The sequence below is a fragment of the Photorhabdus asymbiotica genome, assembly GCF_003634575.1.
Taxonomy (GTDB): domain Bacteria; phylum Pseudomonadota; class Gammaproteobacteria; order Enterobacterales; family Enterobacteriaceae; genus Photorhabdus; species Photorhabdus asymbiotica.
On record NZ_RBLJ01000001.1, the window covers coordinates 437,814 to 458,424 of the forward strand.

The window sequence follows — 20,611 nt, forward strand, 5'->3', positions numbered from 1 at the left end:
TTAATATAACTTTAGCATTTAATTATGTACGGACTGTCTTTAATATTAAAAATATAAGCATCCTTCGCTAACTAAAATAGCCAATATAGCCATTATCAAAAACAATTGTTTGATCAAACGCTATTTTTCCATTAGAAAATATCAAATCCAAATGATGGCTTCCCTTTACTCCACCACCCAAACCAAGATGCAAACCTGGATGCCTTTCTTCAAAACCTGCATTTCTGCCATAGAGTGCCTTCACTCCCGTATTAGTACCAATACCGAATTCTTCGACAATTCTATTACCGTGATTATGATTCAAATATAAATTAAAATCCCGACTAAATTCAGCATTATCACAATCAAACCCAATAATTTCACCGTCCTTTATATTTATAGTCATCATATCATTCACAACACCATATTTTATGGCAAATGGCGCAGTGCTCAAGAAGGTACCACTGAAACTAATGCTACCGTTAAGATTCTTTATATGACTTGCTATTTCTCCAGGAATAACATCAAGATTTCCATTTCCATCAATAGAAGTCCATTTATGATCTTTATCTAAATAACCTGTAATTGAATTGCCTTTATTATCTGTATATTGGATTTTTTGTGATCGTTTTGATAGTTCAATAAGCTTTTTATTTCTTTTTGCTATTGATTCTTGTGACTCACTAAATGCTTCAATAAGATGAGAACCGTAATCTTTGAATAATACTGACTTTTTCCATGATTCGGTAATAAAGCGCTTTAGTTTAATTAAATATTCCGGACCTTGTGGAGATGCATTTTTCAATGTTGATGATGCGTAAAGAAAAATAAACAAATCACAATCAGATATTTTCTGTTTTATATCGTCAGCTGATGCTTCTTCTAAAAAAATAAAATCTGATTCTACTTTGAAATTCTTTTCGTACACATGCATCTTTTGTGCAATATCACCATGTTCAATGTCAGCTCCAATAAATAATTTTATACATTCATTATTTCTCACTTTATCCGAAATTGCAGGATGATACGATAAACAGCGATACATATTTCTAAAACTTTTATCCATAAGAACAATCCTGTTTTTTTAAGTAAGGGGATATTCCCCTTACTTTTTATTTATGAAGGGCTGTTAAGGCCAAAGCGCTGTACCGAAAGGAACGACAGCTTGTGCATTCATCATTTCAACAGCATCATCGTGGGTAGGTTCTTCAAGCCATTCATCTAATTCAAGTGTGTTTTCCATAAAATAGCCTCTAAAAATACAGTGGTTGACTTGCATTTTGCAAGATAGAAATTTAACAATATAGCAACATAAGAAATTATATTAATTAACATAATATACAAGACAATGCAACACAAGTCACAAAAGCTTCATTTTTCACACCGATAAGCTCAACGACTCTTTTTGCTATGTGATTAGATTGATTATGCAAAAAACAAAATTATTGGCTTGCACCATCATAATGATACTGACTGAATGAACTGACTATCAGCTTAAAGTCTAAAGCTACAAGAACATCCTGTAGCTTTTCGTTTATCAACTATTCATCAAGAATAATCACCGGATGTTGAGCGATCAGTTTTTCCTGCTCTTTCTGAGCAAGAACCCGTTCTACAGTATCAACAATCGCTTGAGTCTGTGGATCAATCTCAATGTTCACTTTTTGACCAAGCCGTTTTTTACCCAATGTTGTACGTTCTAGTGTTTCAGGAATAAGGTGAACACAAAAACGATTATTAACCACATCACCAATTGTCAAACTGATGCCATCAATACCAATGAATCCTTTATGCATGATATATTTCATCAATTGCTTATCGTGGATACGGAACCATATTTGATGATTATTTTCTGAAGTAAAAATTTTAGATATCTCAGCGACAGTGATGATATGACCGGACATCAAATGTCCGCCAATTTCATCACCAAATTTAATCGCCCGCTCCAGGTTTACATAATCTCCTACCTGTAAATCACTAAGATTAGTCAAGCGCAGAGTCTCTTTCATTAAATCGAAACTGATCTTATCGCCTTCCACTTTGGTCACAGTCAAACAACAACCGTTATTGGCAACTGACGCTCCCGTTTCAATGCCTGGCAATAACTCAGCCGGAAATTTAACTACATGAGTCCGGAAATTATTTTTTTCATCAATAGCAACCAATGGTGCTTTTCCCTGAACGATACCAGTGAACATAAGAGAACCTCTTAATACCATGTAAAATTACTAATTAGTTTATATCAAGTTACCATTTATAAATACTACACGCGTCTGAGGAATACAGATTTTCTATTTCTGTTGAGTGGCAACTCCCTACCTTAAAAGAGGGGTTAAGACGTTTCTTGCTAAATAATATTAAACGGATACAATATCACGGTTAGTTAAGCGATTGATTTTTAGGAAATCGTTTCTCATATACAGAATTTTTCCTTAACATTTTCTACTTATTAAAAAGGTGTAATACGTGCAGAAGTATTTAAAAGAAGCGCGTAGTCTGCTTGCTCTGGGTATCCCCGTCATCATTGCCCAATTCTCACAAACTGCAATGGGGGTTGTGGATACTGTTATGGCGGGTGGTGTCAGTGCAACAGATATGTCCGCGGTTGCTGTTGGTACCTCTATCTGGCTACCAGTTATCTTATTTGGCTATGGCCTGCTAATAGCTTTGACACCAATTATTGCGCAGATGAACGGTTCTGGTCGCAGGCATATGATTGCCAGCCAAACACAACAAGGGTTTTGGTTGGCGACCTTCCTGTCAATTATCATTATTGCTATTTTATATAACTGTAAATTTCTCATTGATAAACAAGAAAATATAGATCCGCTTTTGGCAGAAAAAGCTGTTGGATTTATCCACGCAATAATGTGGGGTGCACCAGGTTACCTGTTTTATCAGGTACTTCGTAATCAGTGTGAAGGTTTATCAAAAACCAAACCAGGAATGGTTATTGGATTTTTAGGATTATTAATTAATATTCCGATTAACTACATACTTATTTACGGTAAATTTGGCGCCCCCGCTCTGGGTGGTGTTGGCTGCGGTGTTGCTACCGCCAGCGTTTACTGGGTTATGTTTCTGTTATTACGTTGGTATGTGAAACATTCATCCTCACAAAAGGATATCCGCCCCGTGCGCCGTTTTGTGGCACCAGAATGGCATATCCTGAAACGTATCTCATCCCTAGGCTTGCCTATTGCTATGGCAATGTTTTTTGAAGTTACTCTATTTGCGATAGTTGCATTATTGGTTTCTCCTTTAGGTGTTACCGCTGTTGCAGGGCATCAGATTGCACTGAATTTCAGTTCATTGATGTTTATGTTCCCAATATCTTTAGGCGTTGCAGCCACTATTCGAGTGGGATACAACTTGGGACAAAAATCTATTGAGAATGCCCGTATATCAGCTTATACCAGTATTGCCGTAGGTTTGATGCTCTCCTGTTTAACTGCAATCTTTACTATCATACTGCGAGAACCGATTGCCTTGATGTATAACGACAACCCCGAAGTTGTCACCATGGCATCACATCTGATGCTATTTGCTGCTTTTTACCAACTATCTGATGCCATACAAGTTGTTGGTACCGGTGTTTTACGTGGATATAAAGATACGCGATCTATCTTCTATATCACTTTCACCTCCTATTGGATTCTGGGGCTACCAAGTGGTTATATTCTAGGATTAACTAACTATATTGTACCCGCCATGGGGCCAGCAGGATTTTGGATCGGCTTTATTATTGGCCTGACCACATCGGCAATGCTGATATCCTTCCGTATCTTACAGATACACAAACAATCAGATGAGATAGTTTTACGACGCTCAACCCGCTGATTTTTTTTCTATAAAACCGGGGACGAATATGCTCATTGTACAAATAAACAGCAACCCCATTGCAAAAGATGCAAATACGAACAGTTAAACCATAATTTGTATTATTCCTCTTGCAAGAAGACTAACTGGCCGCTAATATTCGTCCCCGCTGTCACCCATGCAATTTAGATTGCGTCCGTAGCTCAGTTGGTTAGAGCACCACCTTGACATGGTGGGGGTCGGTGGTTCGAGTCCACTCGGACGCACCAAGTTGTGTAGTTGATAGTGTCCCTTTTTTAGTGCGTCCGTAGCTCAGTTGGTTAGAGCACCACCTTGACATGGTGGGGGTCGGTGGTTCGAGTCCACTCGGACGCACCAAATCTTTCAGAATAATCCTTTGTTGTATTTCCTAACTTGCGAAAAAATCATCCTGCGCTCCAAATTAACTCACTGTTTTTTATATAAAAAAACTGCACAATAAATCATAGCCTTCTGCCACAAACTTGGTCGTTTTTTCGTTTTACTGTTATAATTAATCTACATAATCATTTTTTAATTCATTTCACAGAAATTACTCTTTATAATACGGCGCAATTTATAGTTGAATGGTTTCAGCACATTAATTTACCGAATGCTGAGAGAACCACAAATTGATAGTACGTATATGCTCGTATAGTTACATGTGTCTAACCTCACACAAAAAAATACTGCATGTCTTCCCCGTCACCTGTCCTTAATGATATTGCGCAACTTTCAGCACCAGATGATATCTGCGCAAAATCATAAAGTTGACGGTTCACTATTTTCATCCATTAAAACCTGTAGATAGATTGTCATGAAAAAAACCAAAATTGTTTGCACGATCGGACCAAAAACAGAATCCGAAGAAAGACTGGCAGAATTGTTGAATGCAGGCATGAATGTTATGCGCCTCAACTTTTCACACGGAGACTACGAAGAACACGGCCAACGTATTCAAAATATCCGTTCAGTTATGACTAAAACAGGTAAGCAAGCAGCCATTTTGCTGGATACTAAAGGCCCCGAAATCCGAACTATGAAGCTGGAAGGCGGCAACGACGTTTCCCTGATCGCGGGACAGACTTTCACTTTTACCACCAACACCTCTGTTATTGGTAATAAAGACCGTGTTGCTGTCACTTACAGCGGTTTTCCTGCTGATCTGACCCCAGGTAATACTGTTTTGGTTGATGATGGCTTAATCGGCATGACGGTTAAAGAAGTTACTGCGTCAGAAGTCATTTGCCAAGTTCTCAACAATGGTGACTTGGGTGAAAACAAAGGTGTTAACCTGCCAGGTATTTCTATTAGCCTGCCTGCCTTGGCAGAAAAAGATAAACAAGATTTGATCTTCGGTTGCCAACAAGGTGTCGATTTCGTCGCCGCCTCATTTATCCGTAAACGCTCTGATGTTCTAGAAATCCGTGAACACCTGAAAGCCCACGGCGGTGAGAATATTCAAATCATCTCCAAGATTGAAAACCAGGAAGGTCTGAACAACTTTGATGAGATCCTGGAAGCTTCTGACGGGATTATGGTTGCCCGTGGTGACCTGGGTGTTGAAATTCCGGTGGAAGAAGTTATCTTCGCCCAGAAAATGATGATTGAAAAATGTAACATGGCTCGCAAAGTTGTGATTACTGCAACTCAAATGCTGGATTCCATGATCAAAAATCCACGCCCTACTCGCGCAGAAGCAGGAGACGTTGCTAACGCCATTCTGGATGGTACCGATGCAGTTATGCTTTCCGGAGAAAGTGCAAAAGGCAAATATCCCATAGAAGCGGTAACTATCATGGCAACGATCTGTGAACGTACAGACCGCGTAATGCCAAGCCGCATTGAAGCCGTTAATTGCCGTAAACTACGTGTAACCGAAGCGGTATGTCGTGGTGCAGTTGAAACCGCAGAAAAACTGGAAGCCCCTCTGATTGTGGTTGCAACATATGGTGGTAAATCTGCCAAATCTATCCGTAAATACTTTCCTGGCTCCCCTATTCTGGCATTAACCACTAACGAAGTAACAGCACGCCAATTGCTTCTGGTTAAAGGTGTTTCTACTCAAATCGTTAAAGAAATCGCATCAACTGATGACTTCTACCGTATTGGTAAAGAAGCGGCGCTGGCTAGCGGTTTGGCAAAGAAAGGCGAAATCGTGGTTATGGTATCTGGCGCTCTGGTTCCAAGCGGTACAACCAACACCTCTTCTGTCCACATTCTTTAATTCGATACTTAGCTTTATTTCTGAGACACCGCATGTTTGCGGTGTTTCTATTTCATATCTGGCTTTCTTTGCTTAATTTGATACAACATCTGATTATATTCCTCCTCCCAGGCCTCATCCGTTGTCACTGCCTGCCTCTCCTTACACGGAACAACTTCAAAGATATCTTGCGGCAATTTATATCCCGCACTGAAGAACAAAGAACGGGTTTTCGACGTACCGGATAAATCCGGCATGTTTTTCCAATGTTCATATAGAAAAACTTTTTTTATATCGAAAATTTACATTTTGTGGTTCAATATCTATTCAATACTTATTATTTCAACATGAAAGGAGAAATCATGCATATACAAGTCACTAAATTTCCCACTCCCATTCTCCAAAATATCAAGCATACACAAATCGCTAAATTTCCTACGTTCCTTATCAAAAATATCAAGCATATAACCTCAAAAATATCGGCAAATAGAGCAACTTTGAGTCGTATATTGAAGGTTAGCACCTCATCACAGCAGCTAAAAACGACGCAATCTTCTTCTATAAAAATCCCCGTAAAAAGCAATTTGATATCATTACATAGAGGTGAAACGAAGCTTCTATCCGAATTCAATCAGCCATCATTACCTTCTACTCGTTCCATTCATACTGTTTTTAATCTACAACAAAATATGATCGATTCTGCTGCCTTAGCACTAAGGAACCTTGGCGGCGATCCCACAACACTAAAGCATTTATCTCGCCAGTTAGAAGCGGCTCATTTCAAAGCAGACAGACCAGCTACCCCAGATGAATTAAAAGCAACAAAATCTCTTAGCAAAAATCTTATTAATTTAATAGCCAACCAGCTAAGAAAAATAGGCATCTCACACAAAGAAGCTATGAAAGAAGCAAAACTTGCCTTCAGTGAAGCTAGTAAACAACATCTTAATAATAAGAAATGGACTACACTGGAAACTCAATTTGAACATAGTGGTAGAATGTATCATTGCACATCCATACCGGCAGCACAGATGAAATTAGGTGCAGAGGATATCTTTCCGATTTCCTATCGGGATTACGGTGTGTGCAGTAAATCCACACAAGAAACCATCCACTCCGTTAATATGTGGGTATCAGATATACGTGTCAAAAATGACAATGGGCAAGAACAGACACTATTTAAAGGATTACGTCACGGCGTCTTATCGCCTTTTACATTGGAAAAAGGAACAATAGAACGTTTAGACGGTGCAAAAGCACGAGCACGTGAAGTTGTCACCGCCGCACTATTTACGAAAACAGATCTACTACAACAAGCATTAAAAGGAGAAACCGTTGAGTTACAGTTAGTCTCGACATCACTACTCACCGCATTTCAACAAGAAAGTGATATGTTGCACGATCAAATAGAGGCATGGAAAGCACTGTGTGCTGAGAAACCACTTACGTTATCTATACGCACCGAAGATGGCCATATGCAAAACGTCAAGGTAAAACTAGACGTCGCTGCCTTTAATTTTGGTGTCAACGAACTCGCTCTGAAACTTCCTTTAGGCCACAATCAAGCTGATAAGTGTAATGTGACAGCATTACATCAACTCTTAGGAAATGACTTGCATCCTATGGCCAAACCCGGTGGTTGGGTAGGAGAATACTTGGCCAATAATCCCAAAAATGCTTCACATGTGCGCCTATTAAGCCAACAATTGAAAGAAATTTGGGCTGATAAAGCACATCATTACGATGGTGGTGAACCATACAAAGCTCCACAGCGCGTAGCAATGCTGGCCTATGAGATAGGTGCCATACCCTGTTGGAACTGCAAAAGTGGTAAGGACAGAACCGGAATGCTGGATGTCGAGTTAAAACGAGAAGCTGTAGCAATCCATCAAGGACGTGGCTTAAATGCGCCTGGCAGCCAACTGAAAAAAACAGATCAGAAGCTATTACAGCAATTACTTCTCCATAGTGGAAATCTGGAAATACAAGCCATCAATACTGGTACTCCCGGCAATAAGGTGATGAAAAACGTTCCACTTATTAGTTTATCGTATAAGCAACGTATAGGAGATTCTGAGACTTGGGAACAAGCTCAAGGATTATCATCTCTGTTGTAGTAGTTCAACTAAATTTGATAAGATTGACGCCCCACACGGCGTCAATCGTACCAAAATGAATGGGATCATCCCCCATCGGCACATCCATGCTAAGTGGGCAATAACCACATTTCCCACTGTTCGGTCTGCTCACGGGCAAATGCCAGCACATCACGTCCAGCTCAAGCAGGCTATTATCAATCGTTGCACAACATGCCCCTTCCTACCAATTATCGTCATCGACCGTTGGGAGTATCGGGGAAACATCCGGTGTGGAGTCAAAGATGTCCTTCGGTAACTGAAAGCCCCGCAATTTCAGCAACGCCAGCGGCAAACCATCCGGCGCCACAAACGTTAACCGATAACAGCTCTCATCCAGCTCAGCATCACCCCCGGCCAGCGAAAACTCTGCCAACCCCACAAGCGGCCAGAGTGGTTGGGGTAAGTAACAGTACCTTACAGAGTTGGGTGACTCAATGGCGAACAGAATGGAAGGGGATCACGCCACAGGGTAAAGCTATTACACCTGACCAACTGCGGATACAAGCTCTCGAAAAACGGATTAAACGTCTTGAAATGGAGAAAGAAATCTTAAAAAAGCTTCAGCTCTCTTGATGTCAGATGAGCACAAAAGCATAAATAATCAAATAGTTAATAGATGAATATCCCTGTGGGACCCCTTGCCAACTCTTCAACGTTTCACGTTCTGCCTATTATGACTATTTGTATCAACGAGAGCACAAACCGGTCCCTCATATTGCCCTGAGGACCAAACTGGCCGAGTTTTTTCATGAAAGCAACGGGTCAGCGGGCAGTCGCACGTTGCTGACACGCTTGAATGTCTGCGGATTTCGTGTAGGTCGGTACAAGGTCAGAATGCTGATGAAATCAATGAAATTAGTCAGCAGGCAAGCACGACATTCACCGTGTTATACGCCCGCTACTGAGGAACACCCCGCTATTCCTAATATCCTGGCCTGGCAGTGTATGCCACAACATCCCAATCAGGTTTGGGTAGGAGATATGACGTTCATTTGGACAGGGGAGCATTGGAGCTATTTAGCCGTCGTGATGGAGCTTTACGCCCGACGTGTTGTGGGCTGGGCTATGTCTGTTCAGCCAGATACAGAATTGGTGCTCTCCGCGTTAGAAAGGCCAGGATATCCAGCGGGGCGATGTTTTTCCACACGCCGAGTTTGTAGCGACTGTGCTCAAAGATAAGCGCAGGAGTCGGATTATTCATTGGTCTTTCTCTTCTGTTTCAGTGAATATTCAAATGATCCCATCGTTTTCACTTGTATTAATACACAATTCAAAAACGCTATTTTCAACTCCAGCGTGAACTATTCTATTGCTTTAATGCAACGCAAAGTTGATAAATGACTATCAGTCATATATACCTTCCATAAGCAGCGAATTTCATTAACCGTTCAAATAACATGAAATAACAAAATTTCCTGCGAACCGGAAGAAATAATTTACACAGAGAAAATCGTCGTATTATTTCTGACGCTCTATCATAAATCCTATGATATTAGGTACTTCCAAACATAATGATACCTTTTGTTATTTCGTCTACTTCTGTTCAACCTTATATTATCTCCTTCGTTCAATACCTTTCTTATCATCGTTATTGTTTCTATCGTGTCTCCGTTATTTGACTAACCACAAGCACAATCTGTTCTCAACACTATTAATAGCACACAGGCCCGTGTAGTAACATTTGAAAACTCACAGAGAGCCGGGACTATTATCACTTAATGAGAATGATAATAGATTCAACCACACTCAAAAGAATATATTTTTAATACCTTGTGACAGAGAAATTCATCATTACCCACAGTTGTTACAATTCAGATATGAGTCACAGATGCTAAATCGAAGAAAAACAGGAGTAATCTTTTATCAACGTTTTTATATATTATCAATAAAAAATCACTCAAAAGAACTTTATAAAAATTGCATCACTTCGAAATAATAAGACTATTAGTGGATTTTTTGAAACCGGAATACTTTGTAAATACAATACCAACTTTCATAATTGAATAACACTTTGTAAAACAAAGTATATATGCTCTGGTTAAAAAGGATTTGGAATAAGAGAATTAAAAACGCTTTCCAGTATACTTATTACATTAACCACCGTGTTGTAACTTTCTGATATATTACAATAATGCCATTCTCTGCTTTCGTCTGCCAGAAAATGGCTTATAACCCATTATTCAGTTTCCACTCATCATACAATCTGCAGAAAACCTATTTTGCATGTTATTGACGTCTTTATCTCAATCACGCACATCGAAAGCTTTACCTACTTCGCTTAAATTCTGGAATTCACTTGTTGCTCCACTTACTTTGGCTTGAATTGAACTCAGGATATCCTGACGACTAAAAATCGAAGCTTGCAGAAGCGCAATCTGCTGCAATGATTCGTAGACACCATGATCACGGCTGTAAAGCATCGCCCGTTTAATCCCATTAATAGCAACTGGAGGCCGCTCAGCAATACGACGGGCAGTCGCTAAAGCCCCTTCGATCAATGTTTCTGTAGAGGAGAATATCTTTACCACAAGACCTAAATCGTGAGCCTGAGCAGCGCTCAGCGTATCTCCTGTAAGTGCAAGATAGCGGGCCATGCCGCCAGGAATAAGATGTGGCAACCGTTGAAGAATACCCAAGTCAGCCATCATACCGATATTGGTTTCCTCTATACGAAATTTCGCATCATCAGAAGCAAAGCAAAAGTCACATGCGGTAATTAAGTCAAACCCAGCCCCAAGACAAGCTCCTTGTACCGCAGCAATAACAGGAAAACGTGCACGCTCTAATACATTCATCACTTCCTGCATTTGCAATAAGCTAAACTGCATAGCCTCCCGCTCATGGGGATTAGTTGTATGGATATCCTGACTAGAGACAAAAATTTGCAGGTCAAGCCCTCCACAAAATACGCGCCCTTGTGCAGAGATCACCATTGCCCGTATTTCACCTGAGCGACTGAGTTGATCGACTGTTTCAGGAAACAGTTTCCAAAATCCAAGTGCCAAACTGTTTGCTTTGTCAGGACGACTCAGTTGCAAATGAGCAACTCCATTATCAATGGTGACGATAAAATGCTCATTGGATTGATTGGTTATCATAAGATACTCCTCCTACCAGTTTAAATATGAGACTAGGATTCAACCTTAGTATTGTCAAGTTACTCTCCTATAATAAGCTTTAGTTAACAAATTTGTTTTAAGCGCACTCCCAAATGTATGTATGCAGAGCGTCTCCATTGAGACATATTCCGATGGTTCAATAGGTGTGAGGTGATTTTGGGTGTGGTATTTTTTATTTATAAGAATTTTTAACTAAAATTATTTCGGAGAATATCATCCCTATAGAATAGGGTTTTGTTGATTAAAATGTTACTCAATGGTTTTGTTTCTTTACATTCAGATGGAAATTATCCACTTTCTAAAGAGAAAAATTGAAATAATTGGTTTTCATGATAAAAATTTATTCTCTTTCTAAAAAACTTTGTGTAATACTTATATGGCTACTTGGAGATTAACTTAAATCTAGAGGGTATTATAATGAATCGTACTAAAATTGTACTGGGTGCAGTAGTTCTGGCTTCTACTCTGTTAGCTGGTTGTTCAAGTACTGCTAAGGTTGATCAACTGTCTTCCGATATTCAGACTCTGAATGCAAAAGTTGATCAACTGAGCAACGACGTGAACTCAGTACGTACTGATATTCAAGCAGCTAAAGATGAAGCAGCTCGTGCAAATCAGCGTCTGGATAACCAAGTTCGTTCCTACAAAAAATGATTTTTTGTAATTAAGCATAAAAATGGCGTACATCAGTACGCCATTTTTTTATTGCAAGATTCTGCTGTCAGATAAATATTCCCTGCCCCTTGCCCAGAAAAAGGCATTAATTTTTCTGATAGATTGGCCCAGGCTGATATAATGGTGGTAATTTAAACGGTTCAGGTGCTTTTTCATTCACATTCACGTCCTGTTCCGTATCTTTAATATCATCTTCCACCAGCGTTAAATTCTCTTCTCGCAGGTTCTGTTGCGTTTCAAGTGGTGTACCTTTACTTACCAGCACTGGTATACCAGAACGGCGAACAAGAGCTTGTTCAACAATATTTTTATCTGTCTCGCTATTATTAATAAACTTGTCCAGAGCTACTGATCGGACAATTTGTAATGTCTGTGGGTCATCATTCTCTCTTTTAGACAGCGGCTGATGTACTTCCACATAACGCTTACCATTTGGCTCTACCGAATACTTAACAGCTTCATTAATAATCTGTACTCGGGTTCCACGCGGAACACTGTTAAACAACGCTTCAATATCATCAGGACGCAAACGGATACAACCAGAACTTACGCGCATACCGATACCAAAATCAGCATTAGTACCGTGGATCAGGTATTCTCCACGCCCGGCAGCTAAGCGCAGCGCAAACAATCCCATTGGGTTTTCCGGACCAGCAGGAACAACTGCCGGTAAGGTAATCCCCTGCTCAGCATAATGTTTGCGGATATTTTTAGTCGGCGTCCAAGTTGGGTCCTTGATTAATTGACTGACAGACGTTGTCATCACCGGCGTATTACGACCAAGCTGACCAATGCCAATCGGATAAACGATGACTTTATTTTTTCCTTTAGGAAAATAGTAGAGTCTCAGTTCTGCAAGGTTAATCACAATCCCCTGCCTTGGTGTGTCAGGCAGCAACATTTGTGATGGAATTATTAATTCAGAACCCGAATCAGGCAGATAAGGATCGGTCCCTGGATTAGCTTCCAGCATTGCCAACAAACCAATTTTATATTCGGCAGCAATAGCCTCCAGAGAACGTCCGTCATCTGGTACAACAAATATTGTATTTTCGCCAATTAAACGACTCTTGGCAGGTGGCAAGGTATATTCTGTAGCGCTGACCGTATTAATCAACCCACTCAATAATAACATGCCGATAAGCGTTAAAACTCGTTTCATGCTTGCTTCCTGGAATGACTGCTGAATGTTATCAAATAAATTAAGTGTAAAAGGTTGGGATCTTATTTCTCTGTCACGGTTATATATTACCAGTGGCTAAAGAAACGTGTAAGACTGGTATTTAAACCATTTTACTTGCCATATTCCGGATCGCACATACCACTGCGTGTAGCCCCTGCGTTCGTGATGGTGTCAAATGTTGCTGCAAAGAAAGTTTTTCAAAATATTCAGTCACATCCACATCCAGAATCTCCCGAGGTATCTTATCTTGAAAAAGAATAAAGACAAGCGCAACTAGCCCTTTAACAATCGCGGCATCACTATCACCAATAAATTCTACTTTGCCTTGATCATTTTTTCTCAGCAATATCCATACCTGACTCTGACAACCCGAGATTAAATACTCAGGTTGGCGCTGATCGTCAGTAAGAGAAGGTAACCTCTCCCCCAGCTCAATCAGATAGAGATATCTTTCTTCCCAGTTCTGACAACGGGAAAAATTACGTAACAATTTATTTTGATCGGGCAAACTTGCCATGACTTTTTCCTTATTATTCTTTCGATCTATAACTGGCTCAACCAAGCAATTTTTCTATTCGCTGCAACGCAGCAACAAGCGCATCAATATCTTCTTTCGTCGTATAAATTGCCAATGATGCTCGGCACATACTGGGAACCTGATAATGCTCCATTAAAGGAAGCGCGCAATGATGCCCAGTACGAATAGCTATTCCATATTGATCAAGGAAGCTTCCTACATCATAAGCATGATGGCGACCAAGGTTGAAAGCAATAACGCCCTGACGTTGCTCAGGGCCGTACAGTTTCAATGAGTTAATCTCTTTTAATCCTGTAATTGCATAATCCATCAATCCCTGTTCATATTGCTGAATTTCATTCAACCCAATTGAAGATACATAATCAACAGCAGCACCAAGTCCAATAATCCCCGCAGTATTCGGTGTTCCTGCTTCAAACCGCCATGGTGATTCTGCATAGGTTATCCCTGTTTGTAAGCTGACGTGTTTTATCATCGCCCCTCCACCTTCCCTAGGTGGCATTGCGTTCAGAAGGGATTTACGCCCATAAAGCACACCAATTCCGGTGGGACCATATAATTTATGGCCGGAAAAAACATAAAAATCACAATCCAGTTCCTGTACATCAACTTTCTTATGCATGATAGCCTGAGCACCATCAACCAGTATATGTAATTGGGCGCCCTGCTCATCGGCCAATTTTCTGGCCTGCTCTATAATTTCACGTACAGGATTAACCGTACCAAGCACATTAGATAAGTGCGTAAAAGAAAGTAATTTAGTACGTGAATCAATCAAGGATGGTAAAACCGATTGATCCAACTTACCGTTTTCATCCAATGACCATACTCTGATTTCACATCCAACCTGTTCTGCCAGCATATACCACGGAACGATATTGGCATGATGTTCCATCTCAGTAATAACAATATTATCGCCGTTATTGATAAATTTGCGGCCATAACTGTTAGCAACCAGATTAATCCCTTCCGTCGTACCTTTAACGAAAACAATCTCTTCATCACTTTGAGCATGGATAAATTGCGCTATCTGGTGACGCACGTTTTCAACCATATGCGTAGCCACAGAACTCAGAGTATGAATTCCGCGGTGAACTGCCGCATATTGATGCAAACAAAATTCGCTTTCCTGTTCAATGACCTGAACAGGTTTCTGAGCACTGGCAGCACTATCGAGATAAACCAGTGGATGTCCATTGATCTGCTGAGTTAATACCGGGAAATCCTGCCGCACCTTTTTTACAGAAAAAGTCATTTTTCCACTCCCGCTAAACGGTGCTTAATGTGTTTCATGACAACGGCTTTCAAAACTTCATCTTCAATAAACTCAGTAAGTTCAGCAGCAAAAGCAAATACAATCATTTGTTGTGCTTCGCGCTGGTTGATACCACGTGATTGCAGATAGAACAATTGTTCTTCATTTATCCGACCAACGGTCGCACCATGACTGCATTTCACATCATCAGCATAAATCTCTAATTGTGGTTTAGTATCTACTTCTGCCTGTTTGCCTAACAGCAGATTGTTATTGGTCATTTGCCCATCGGTTTTCAGTGCATGAGACGCCACTTTGATCATGCCGTTAAACACGGCTTTGCTCTGATCCATCACAATTGTTTTATGCAACTGACGACTTTCACAATAGCCTTTGTTATGTTCCAGATAAGTACGAGTATCTGCAACCTCTGTGCCTTGTGGCAACAATAAGCTATTCAGTGAGAGATTAGCTCCTTCACTATTAAGCTGAACACTGGTATTGTGCCGGCCAAGCGCCGCCCCCAACAAAAAACTGGTGCTTTTTACTCGGGCATCACGACCAATCACAATGTCGTTATGCGCAAAGTGGTAACTTTTGTTGTTTTCAACGCCTAGTTTTATATGAGTTAAGCTGGCATTATCACCCACTTCTACAGTCAGTCTACCCCCAGTCATATGGGGTTGTTGCTCACCAATACTAACAAAATGTTCAATCACTTTGGCACTGGCATTCGCCCCGACAGAAATGTGATAGCGGTAATGGCTAGAATTCAATATTTCATCAGAATAGCCACTCGTCATATTTAGTAGATACAGTGGTTTTTCTGCAATTTGCCCAGCCTTCAACGTGATGATTAAAGGCTGTTGGGCCAGACTTTCTGTTAAATGCAGAAAAATTTCACTCTGTATCGGTGCCGGAAGTTCACTTTTGTTATCCAATAAGCTGAGCTGATAAGGCCCAAATTCGCGGGAACTCAGTAAAGGGGAAAAACAGCCATCCACCAAAACAACTCGCCAACAGTCCATTGGAATAGCCAATTGTTCGCACTGTGCCGTTGTTAATTCCCCAGTTTTGATATTGTATTGCTGATTTAGTAGTCGTTCCAGTGGCGTATAACGCCAGTCTTCATGTCTGAATTGAGGAAAATTGGTTTTAGTTGCTTTATCCCAATGCATACTGGCATGCAGTGAATCATCACCACGGCGAGAATGATACAAACCAGCAAAACGTTCTAATGCTTTTTGATTACGTTCTGCAACCTGGCGGTTTTTTTCAGTCCTTTCACTGTTGGTCAATAAGCCAGCCATAACCTTGTTCCTCCAACTTTTTCGCCAGACTGAAATCACCAGATTCAATAATCCGCCCCTGATAAAGCACATGAACAAAGTCAGGTTTCACATAATCTAAAATGCGCTGGTAATGGGTCACAATAATGAATGAACGGCTTGGATCACGCAGAGAATTCACCCCATTAGCGACAATTTTCAACGCATCAATATCCAACCCTGAATCTGTTTCATCCAGAATACAAAGCGTCGGCTCCAGCGCTGCCATTTGCAGAATATCGTTACGTTTTTTTTCACCGCCGGAAAAACCAACATTGACTGAACGTGTCAATAAGTCTTGCTGCATATCTAACAATTCAATTTTTTCTTCGATAAAATCAGCAAAATCAAAGCGATCCAAAGGCTCCTGATCGCGATATTCACGAACAGCGTTGACTGCTGTTTGCAAGAAGAATTGATTGCTGACACCGGGAATTTCTACCGGATATTGAAAAGCAAGAAAAATCCCTTCACCGGCCCGTTCTTCCGGCTCAAGTTCACGTAAATCTTTTCCTTTAAAGATGATGTTACCATCATTAATTTCATACTCTTCACGGCCTGCTAACGTCGCGGATAATGTACTTTTGCCAGAGCCATTTGGCCCCATAATGGCATGAACTTCACCTGGTTTAACTTCAAGATTTAATCCTTTTAGGATTTCATTGCCTTCAACACTGACTCGTAAATTTTTAACACTTAACATATTACATGCCTTCGAACGACTTAACGTTCTGTTATAAAAAAAGAAACAGGGAAAACTCACCCGACGCTGTGCTCAAGGCTAATTGCCAACAATTTTTGCGCTTCAACGGCAAACTCAAGGGGTAGCTCAGAGAACACATCTTTACAGAAGCCATTAACAATCATCGAAATCGCATCATCTTCACTGATGCCACGTTGCAGACAATAGAACAGTTGATCTTCTCCAATGCGGGAAGTTGTCGCTTCATGTTCAAGTTGCGCGGTATTGTTTTGCACTTCTACATAAGGGAAAGTATGCGCGCCACATTCGGTTCCTATCAGCATAGAGTCACATTGGGTATAGTTACGGGCGTTTTCTGCCCCCGGTAATATTTTTACCAGTCCACGATAACTGTTCTGACTACAACCAGCAGAAATGCCTTTTGAAATGATGGTCGATTTGGTGTTACGGCCAATATGGATCATCTTAGTGCCAGTATCTGCCCGTTGAGTTCCATTAGTCAGGGCAACCGAGAAAAATTCCCCAATTGAGTTATCTCCCTTTAGGATCACGCTCGGATATTTCCAAGTAATTGCAGAACCCGTTTCAGATTGGGTCCAGGACATTTTGGCATTTTCACCTTCACATAACGCTCTTTTAGTCACAAAGTTGAGTATTCCACCCTCACCATCACCACCTGAAAACCAATTCTGTACCGTGGAATATTTCACTTCTGCATCTTTATGAATAATCACTTCCACAACAGCGGCATGAAGCTGATAGCTGTCACGTACCGGTGCAGAGCATCCTTCTATATAGCTGACATAACTGCCTTCATCAGCGATGAGAATGGTCCGCTCAAATTGACCCGTTTTAGCGGCGTTAATACGAAAGTAGGTGGATAATTCCATCGGACAACGTACCCCTTTTGGTACATAAACAAAAGTACCATCAGAAGCAACGGCTGAATTTAGTGCTGCAAAGAAATTATCGTGACTTGCAACTACACTCCCCAGATATTTCTGAACTAATTCAGGATAGTCCTGTATCGCTTCACTGAATGAGCAAAAAATAATACCTTCTTTCGCCAGCTTATCCCGATACGTTGTTGAAACAGACACAGAGTCAAAAATGGCATCTACCGCCACAACTTCTCCTTCCCGTACCGGAACACCCAGCTTATCAAATGCCTCTTCAATTTCTGCCGTCAGGTAATTATTGGTTTGTTCAGCACCAGACTGCGAACTACAACTATCATCACAAGTACCACATGAAGGTGCTGAATAGTAACTGTAATCTTGATAATCAAGGTTAGGGTAATTCGCTTTTAACCAATGTGGTTCTTCCATTCCCTGCCAATGGCGATAAGCCTTCAACCGAAATTCAAGCATCCATTCAGGTTCATTACGTTTTGCGGAAATTGCCCGCACAACTTCTTCGTTCAAGCCCTTAGCTAATTCATCAGTCGCTACCTGAGTGAAAAAACCTTCTTTATAACGATGATCACTGAGCCAAGTTTGCACATCGTCGCTGATTTCTACATTGCTCTGAGACATAGATTGGTACACTTATATACCAAAGCTTTCACCACACCCGCAGGCATGCTGAGCTTTTGGATTATTAAATTTAAATATCTGATTTAAACCTTCACGAACAAAATCGACTTCCGTACCATCAATAAATGGCATTGCTTTCAGAGGGACATACAAACATGCTCCTTCACTTTCATACATTAGAAAGTCAGGTGCAGGATCGTTAACCATCTCAAACACATAGCCAAAGCCTGCACATCCTGATTGTTTAACACCCAGATATAATCCTTTGCTTTGTGGATTTTGCTGCATCAATTTTAAGATCTGTGCGGCAGCTCTCTCTGTGATGGTAATTCCTTGCCAAGCCGTTTCATTCAGAGAGAAGGTTTCAACACTATTTGTCATCGTTAACCTCATATTTTCTATGGCAATTTTCACCACTGTTATCAGAGTCTTCTCCTCTTATTATAATGGTAATGATAACCCTTATCACTTCAACCATTTGTTTTAAGAGGATATACATTAAATAGATCAAATTTTACTCGAATTCGGTCACTTATGTTCATTCCATATGCAAGGTATATCTTTAATTTACTGTTTTATTTATAAATTATTAGTTTGATCAATTGCGCTATTTTTTACTTATTGGCGTAAGACAAAAGCACAAAAAGTTCATCAGAAATACTATTTTGAGGTGAACTTTCAGATATACCGGAAATGCAGAACAAGAGTTGGTATTATGATTATACCCTTCATCCTTCAAGTTGCTGCTTTGTTGGCTGCTTTCACTCACCCCAGTCACATAGTTATCTATGCTCCTGGGGATTCGTTCACTTGCCGTCGCGCTGCAACTCGAAATCTATTGGGTATATACCCGTGCTCATTGAAACTGCTTGATTTTCGCCCAAATGAGGTTCAGGGTATCCGTCATGAAAATATTCATTACCGACGAACAAAAAGCCGAACTTGAACACCTTCATCACACCTGCCGTGATAAGCGGGAGTGTGATCGTATCAAAGCGGTCCTGCTGGCCTCTGAGGGCTGGAGCTCTGTCATGATCGCTCAGGCCCTGCGCCTGCATGAAATGACCGTTAATCGTCATATCAGCGATTACCTTAATCACCGCAAACTCAAGCCCGACAATGGCGGCTCTCAGAGCCACCTCAGCGAAACACAGACGAAGGAACTTATCGCTTATCTGACCGCGAATCTTCTGCCCACCACACAGGCGGTTATCCACCTTGTCAAAGAAGCGTGGAATATCAGTTACACCGTTCCCGGCATGAATAAATGGCTGCACCACAATGGATTTAGTTATAAAAAACCGACCGGCGTGCCACACAAGTTCAACGCGGAACAGCAGCGGGCCTTTATAGAAACCTACGGGAAACTCAAGCAGGAAGCCGGAGACAATGAGCCCATCCTGTTCATTGATGGCGTCCATCCCACTCAGGGGACGAAACTGGCTTATGGCTGGATGCGTAAAGGCCAGAAAACCGTAGTGAAAACCACGGGAAGCCGTACCCGTCTGAACCTGATGGGAGCCCTGAATCTGGCCGATATCAGCAAAACAGTCGTACACGAATATGATCGTATCGACAGTTATCACATCGCAGAATTCTTCATTGCCCTGCGTGAAACCTATCCGGTCAGTCAGAAGGTTCATATTATCCTTGACGGAGCCGGTTATCACCGGAGTGAGTTGGTGAAAGACTGGGCTTATGTGATGAATATTGAACTTCATTACTTACCGCCCTACAGCCCAAATCTGAACCCGATAGAAAGGCTGTGGAAAGTGATGAATGAACAAGTCAGAAATAATCGTTACTTCGCCTCGGCGGCCTTGTTCAGGCAGGCAATACATCACTTTTTTACGGAAATATTACCGGAACTTGCCGGGAGTCTGTCACGCCGTATTAATGACAATTTTCAGATTCTGAATCCTGCATCTTCAAGTTAAGCGGGTATATAATATATACAAATAGCGTTTCTATTTAATTAATACCATTAAACGCATTCAGAAATAATCTTATCTATATATTTCGCTCTCAACATCCCTTCCTTTATTTTATTAATCTCTTTATTAATCGATAATTTAATTTAAACGTATTACGTGGCCATAATAAATATTTGCAAGA

20 protein-coding genes and 2 tRNA genes are annotated in these 20,611 nt (G+C 40.8%); 9 read left to right on the top strand and 13 right to left on the bottom strand.

The window, feature by feature from the left end:
* Window positions 1-67: 67 nt before the first annotated feature.
* Window positions 68-1,045, bottom strand: a complete 978-nt coding sequence (locus BDD30_RS01825; RefSeq protein ID WP_015834060.1) for a CgnE/CgnB domain-containing protein — start codon at window positions 1,043-1,045, stop codon at window positions 68-70.
* A 475-nt stretch (window positions 1,046-1,520) separates the two neighbouring features.
* Complete coding sequence (locus BDD30_RS01830; protein ID WP_015834059.1) at window positions 1,521-2,177, bottom strand: riboflavin synthase; 657 nt, start codon at window positions 2,175-2,177, stop codon at window positions 1,521-1,523.
* A gap of 268 nt (window positions 2,178-2,445) precedes the next feature.
* Between BDD30_RS01830 and BDD30_RS01835 the strand changes: the two genes are divergently transcribed.
* From BDD30_RS01835 to pykF, 4 genes are all read left to right on the top strand, one after another.
* A complete protein-coding gene (locus BDD30_RS01835) occupies window positions 2,446-3,819 on the top strand; it encodes an MATE family efflux transporter (protein ID WP_015834058.1) in 1,374 nt (457 codons plus the stop codon).
* Window positions 3,820-3,990: 171 nt separating this feature from the next.
* Window positions 3,991-4,067: transfer RNA gene (locus BDD30_RS01840), tRNA-Val, on the top strand.
* Between the two features lie 32 nt (window positions 4,068-4,099).
* Window positions 4,100-4,176 (top strand) — tRNA-Val (locus tag BDD30_RS01845).
* A gap of 457 nt (window positions 4,177-4,633) precedes the next feature.
* Window positions 4,634-6,043 carry a pyruvate kinase PykF gene (pykF, locus tag BDD30_RS01850; RefSeq protein ID WP_015834057.1) on the top strand — a complete coding sequence of 470 codons (1,410 nt, stop codon included), beginning with the start codon at window positions 4,634-4,636 and terminating at the stop codon, window positions 6,041-6,043.
* A gap of 47 nt (window positions 6,044-6,090) precedes the next feature.
* Here pykF and BDD30_RS01855 read toward each other — a convergent pair whose 3' ends face one another.
* Complete coding sequence (locus BDD30_RS01855) at window positions 6,091-6,279, bottom strand: hypothetical protein (protein WP_041381801.1); 189 nt, start codon at window positions 6,277-6,279, stop codon at window positions 6,091-6,093.
* A gap of 54 nt (window positions 6,280-6,333) precedes the next feature.
* Between BDD30_RS01855 and BDD30_RS01860 the strand changes: the two genes are divergently transcribed.
* Window positions 6,334-8,139 (top strand): type III secretion system effector inositol phosphate phosphatase, encoded by a 1,806-nt coding sequence (locus tag BDD30_RS01860; RefSeq protein WP_015834056.1) that lies wholly within the window; start codon window positions 6,334-6,336, stop codon window positions 8,137-8,139.
* A 4-nt stretch (window positions 8,140-8,143) separates the two neighbouring features.
* Here the strand turns inward: BDD30_RS01860 and BDD30_RS24570 are convergent, their stop codons facing one another.
* On the bottom strand, window positions 8,144-8,272 hold the full coding sequence (locus tag BDD30_RS24570; RefSeq protein ID WP_282958015.1) for a hypothetical protein: 129 nt from the start codon (window positions 8,270-8,272) through the stop codon (window positions 8,144-8,146).
* A gap of 116 nt (window positions 8,273-8,388) precedes the next feature.
* On the opposite strand from BDD30_RS24570, the gene BDD30_RS23365 reads away from it, so the two are divergent.
* Both BDD30_RS23365 and BDD30_RS01875 read left to right on the top strand, forming a co-directional pair.
* Entirely contained in the window at window positions 8,389-8,733 is a 345-nt protein-coding gene (locus BDD30_RS23365; RefSeq protein WP_158307061.1) for a hypothetical protein, read from the top strand.
* A gap of 108 nt (window positions 8,734-8,841) precedes the next feature.
* Window positions 8,842-9,339, top strand: a complete 498-nt coding sequence (locus BDD30_RS01875) for a DDE-type integrase/transposase/recombinase (RefSeq protein ID WP_015834054.1) — start codon at window positions 8,842-8,844, stop codon at window positions 9,337-9,339.
* A gap of 1,064 nt (window positions 9,340-10,403) precedes the next feature.
* Here BDD30_RS01875 and BDD30_RS01880 read toward each other — a convergent pair.
* A complete protein-coding gene (locus tag BDD30_RS01880; protein ID WP_015834052.1) occupies window positions 10,404-11,258 on the bottom strand; it encodes an enoyl-CoA hydratase-related protein in 855 nt (284 codons plus the stop codon).
* 438 nt (window positions 11,259-11,696) lie between these two features.
* On the opposite strand from BDD30_RS01880, the gene BDD30_RS01885 reads away from it, so the two are divergent.
* On the top strand, window positions 11,697-11,933 hold the full coding sequence (locus BDD30_RS01885; RefSeq protein ID WP_015834051.1) for a major outer membrane lipoprotein: 237 nt from the start codon (window positions 11,697-11,699) through the stop codon (window positions 11,931-11,933).
* Window positions 11,934-12,039: 106 nt separating this feature from the next.
* Here BDD30_RS01885 and BDD30_RS01890 read toward each other — a convergent pair whose 3' ends face one another.
* The 8 genes from BDD30_RS01890 to BDD30_RS23370 form a co-directional block, all read right to left on the bottom strand.
* Window positions 12,040-13,116: a L,D-transpeptidase family protein gene (locus tag BDD30_RS01890; protein WP_015834050.1), complete on the bottom strand. Its 1,077-nt coding sequence runs from the start codon at window positions 13,114-13,116 to the stop codon at window positions 12,040-12,042.
* A 121-nt stretch (window positions 13,117-13,237) separates the two neighbouring features.
* Complete coding sequence (sufE, locus tag BDD30_RS01895) at window positions 13,238-13,654, bottom strand: cysteine desulfuration protein SufE (protein WP_015834049.1); 417 nt, start codon at window positions 13,652-13,654, stop codon at window positions 13,238-13,240.
* A gap of 37 nt (window positions 13,655-13,691) precedes the next feature.
* Window positions 13,692-14,930, bottom strand: a complete 1,239-nt coding sequence (sufS, locus tag BDD30_RS01900; RefSeq protein WP_015834048.1) for a cysteine desulfurase SufS — start codon at window positions 14,928-14,930, stop codon at window positions 13,692-13,694.
* Window positions 14,927-16,240, bottom strand: coding sequence for a Fe-S cluster assembly protein SufD (gene sufD, locus BDD30_RS01905; protein ID WP_015834047.1), 1,314 nt, complete (start codon window positions 16,238-16,240; stop codon window positions 14,927-14,929). Before sufD ends, sufS begins: the two co-directional genes overlap by 4 nt.
* A complete protein-coding gene (sufC, locus tag BDD30_RS01910) occupies window positions 16,215-16,961 on the bottom strand; it encodes a Fe-S cluster assembly ATPase SufC (protein ID WP_015834046.1) in 747 nt (248 codons plus the stop codon). The genes sufD and sufC overlap by 26 nt, the downstream gene beginning before the upstream one ends.
* Window positions 16,962-17,017: 56 nt before the next feature.
* A complete protein-coding gene (gene sufB / locus BDD30_RS01915; RefSeq protein WP_015834045.1) occupies window positions 17,018-18,496 on the bottom strand; it encodes a Fe-S cluster assembly protein SufB in 1,479 nt (492 codons plus the stop codon).
* A gap of 12 nt (window positions 18,497-18,508) precedes the next feature.
* Complete coding sequence (gene sufA / locus BDD30_RS01920; protein ID WP_015834044.1) at window positions 18,509-18,877, bottom strand: Fe-S cluster assembly scaffold SufA; 369 nt, start codon at window positions 18,875-18,877, stop codon at window positions 18,509-18,511.
* Between the two features lie 226 nt (window positions 18,878-19,103).
* Window positions 19,104-19,274: a hypothetical protein gene (locus BDD30_RS23370; protein WP_170152935.1), complete on the bottom strand. Its 171-nt coding sequence runs from the start codon at window positions 19,272-19,274 to the stop codon at window positions 19,104-19,106.
* A 127-nt stretch (window positions 19,275-19,401) separates the two neighbouring features.
* Here BDD30_RS23370 and BDD30_RS01930 point away from each other — a divergent pair, with 127 nt between their 5' ends.
* Window positions 19,402-20,433 (top strand): IS630 family transposase, encoded by a 1,032-nt coding sequence (locus BDD30_RS01930; protein ID WP_041381472.1) that lies wholly within the window; start codon window positions 19,402-19,404, stop codon window positions 20,431-20,433.
* The last annotated feature ends 178 nt before the right edge of the window (window positions 20,434-20,611 follow it).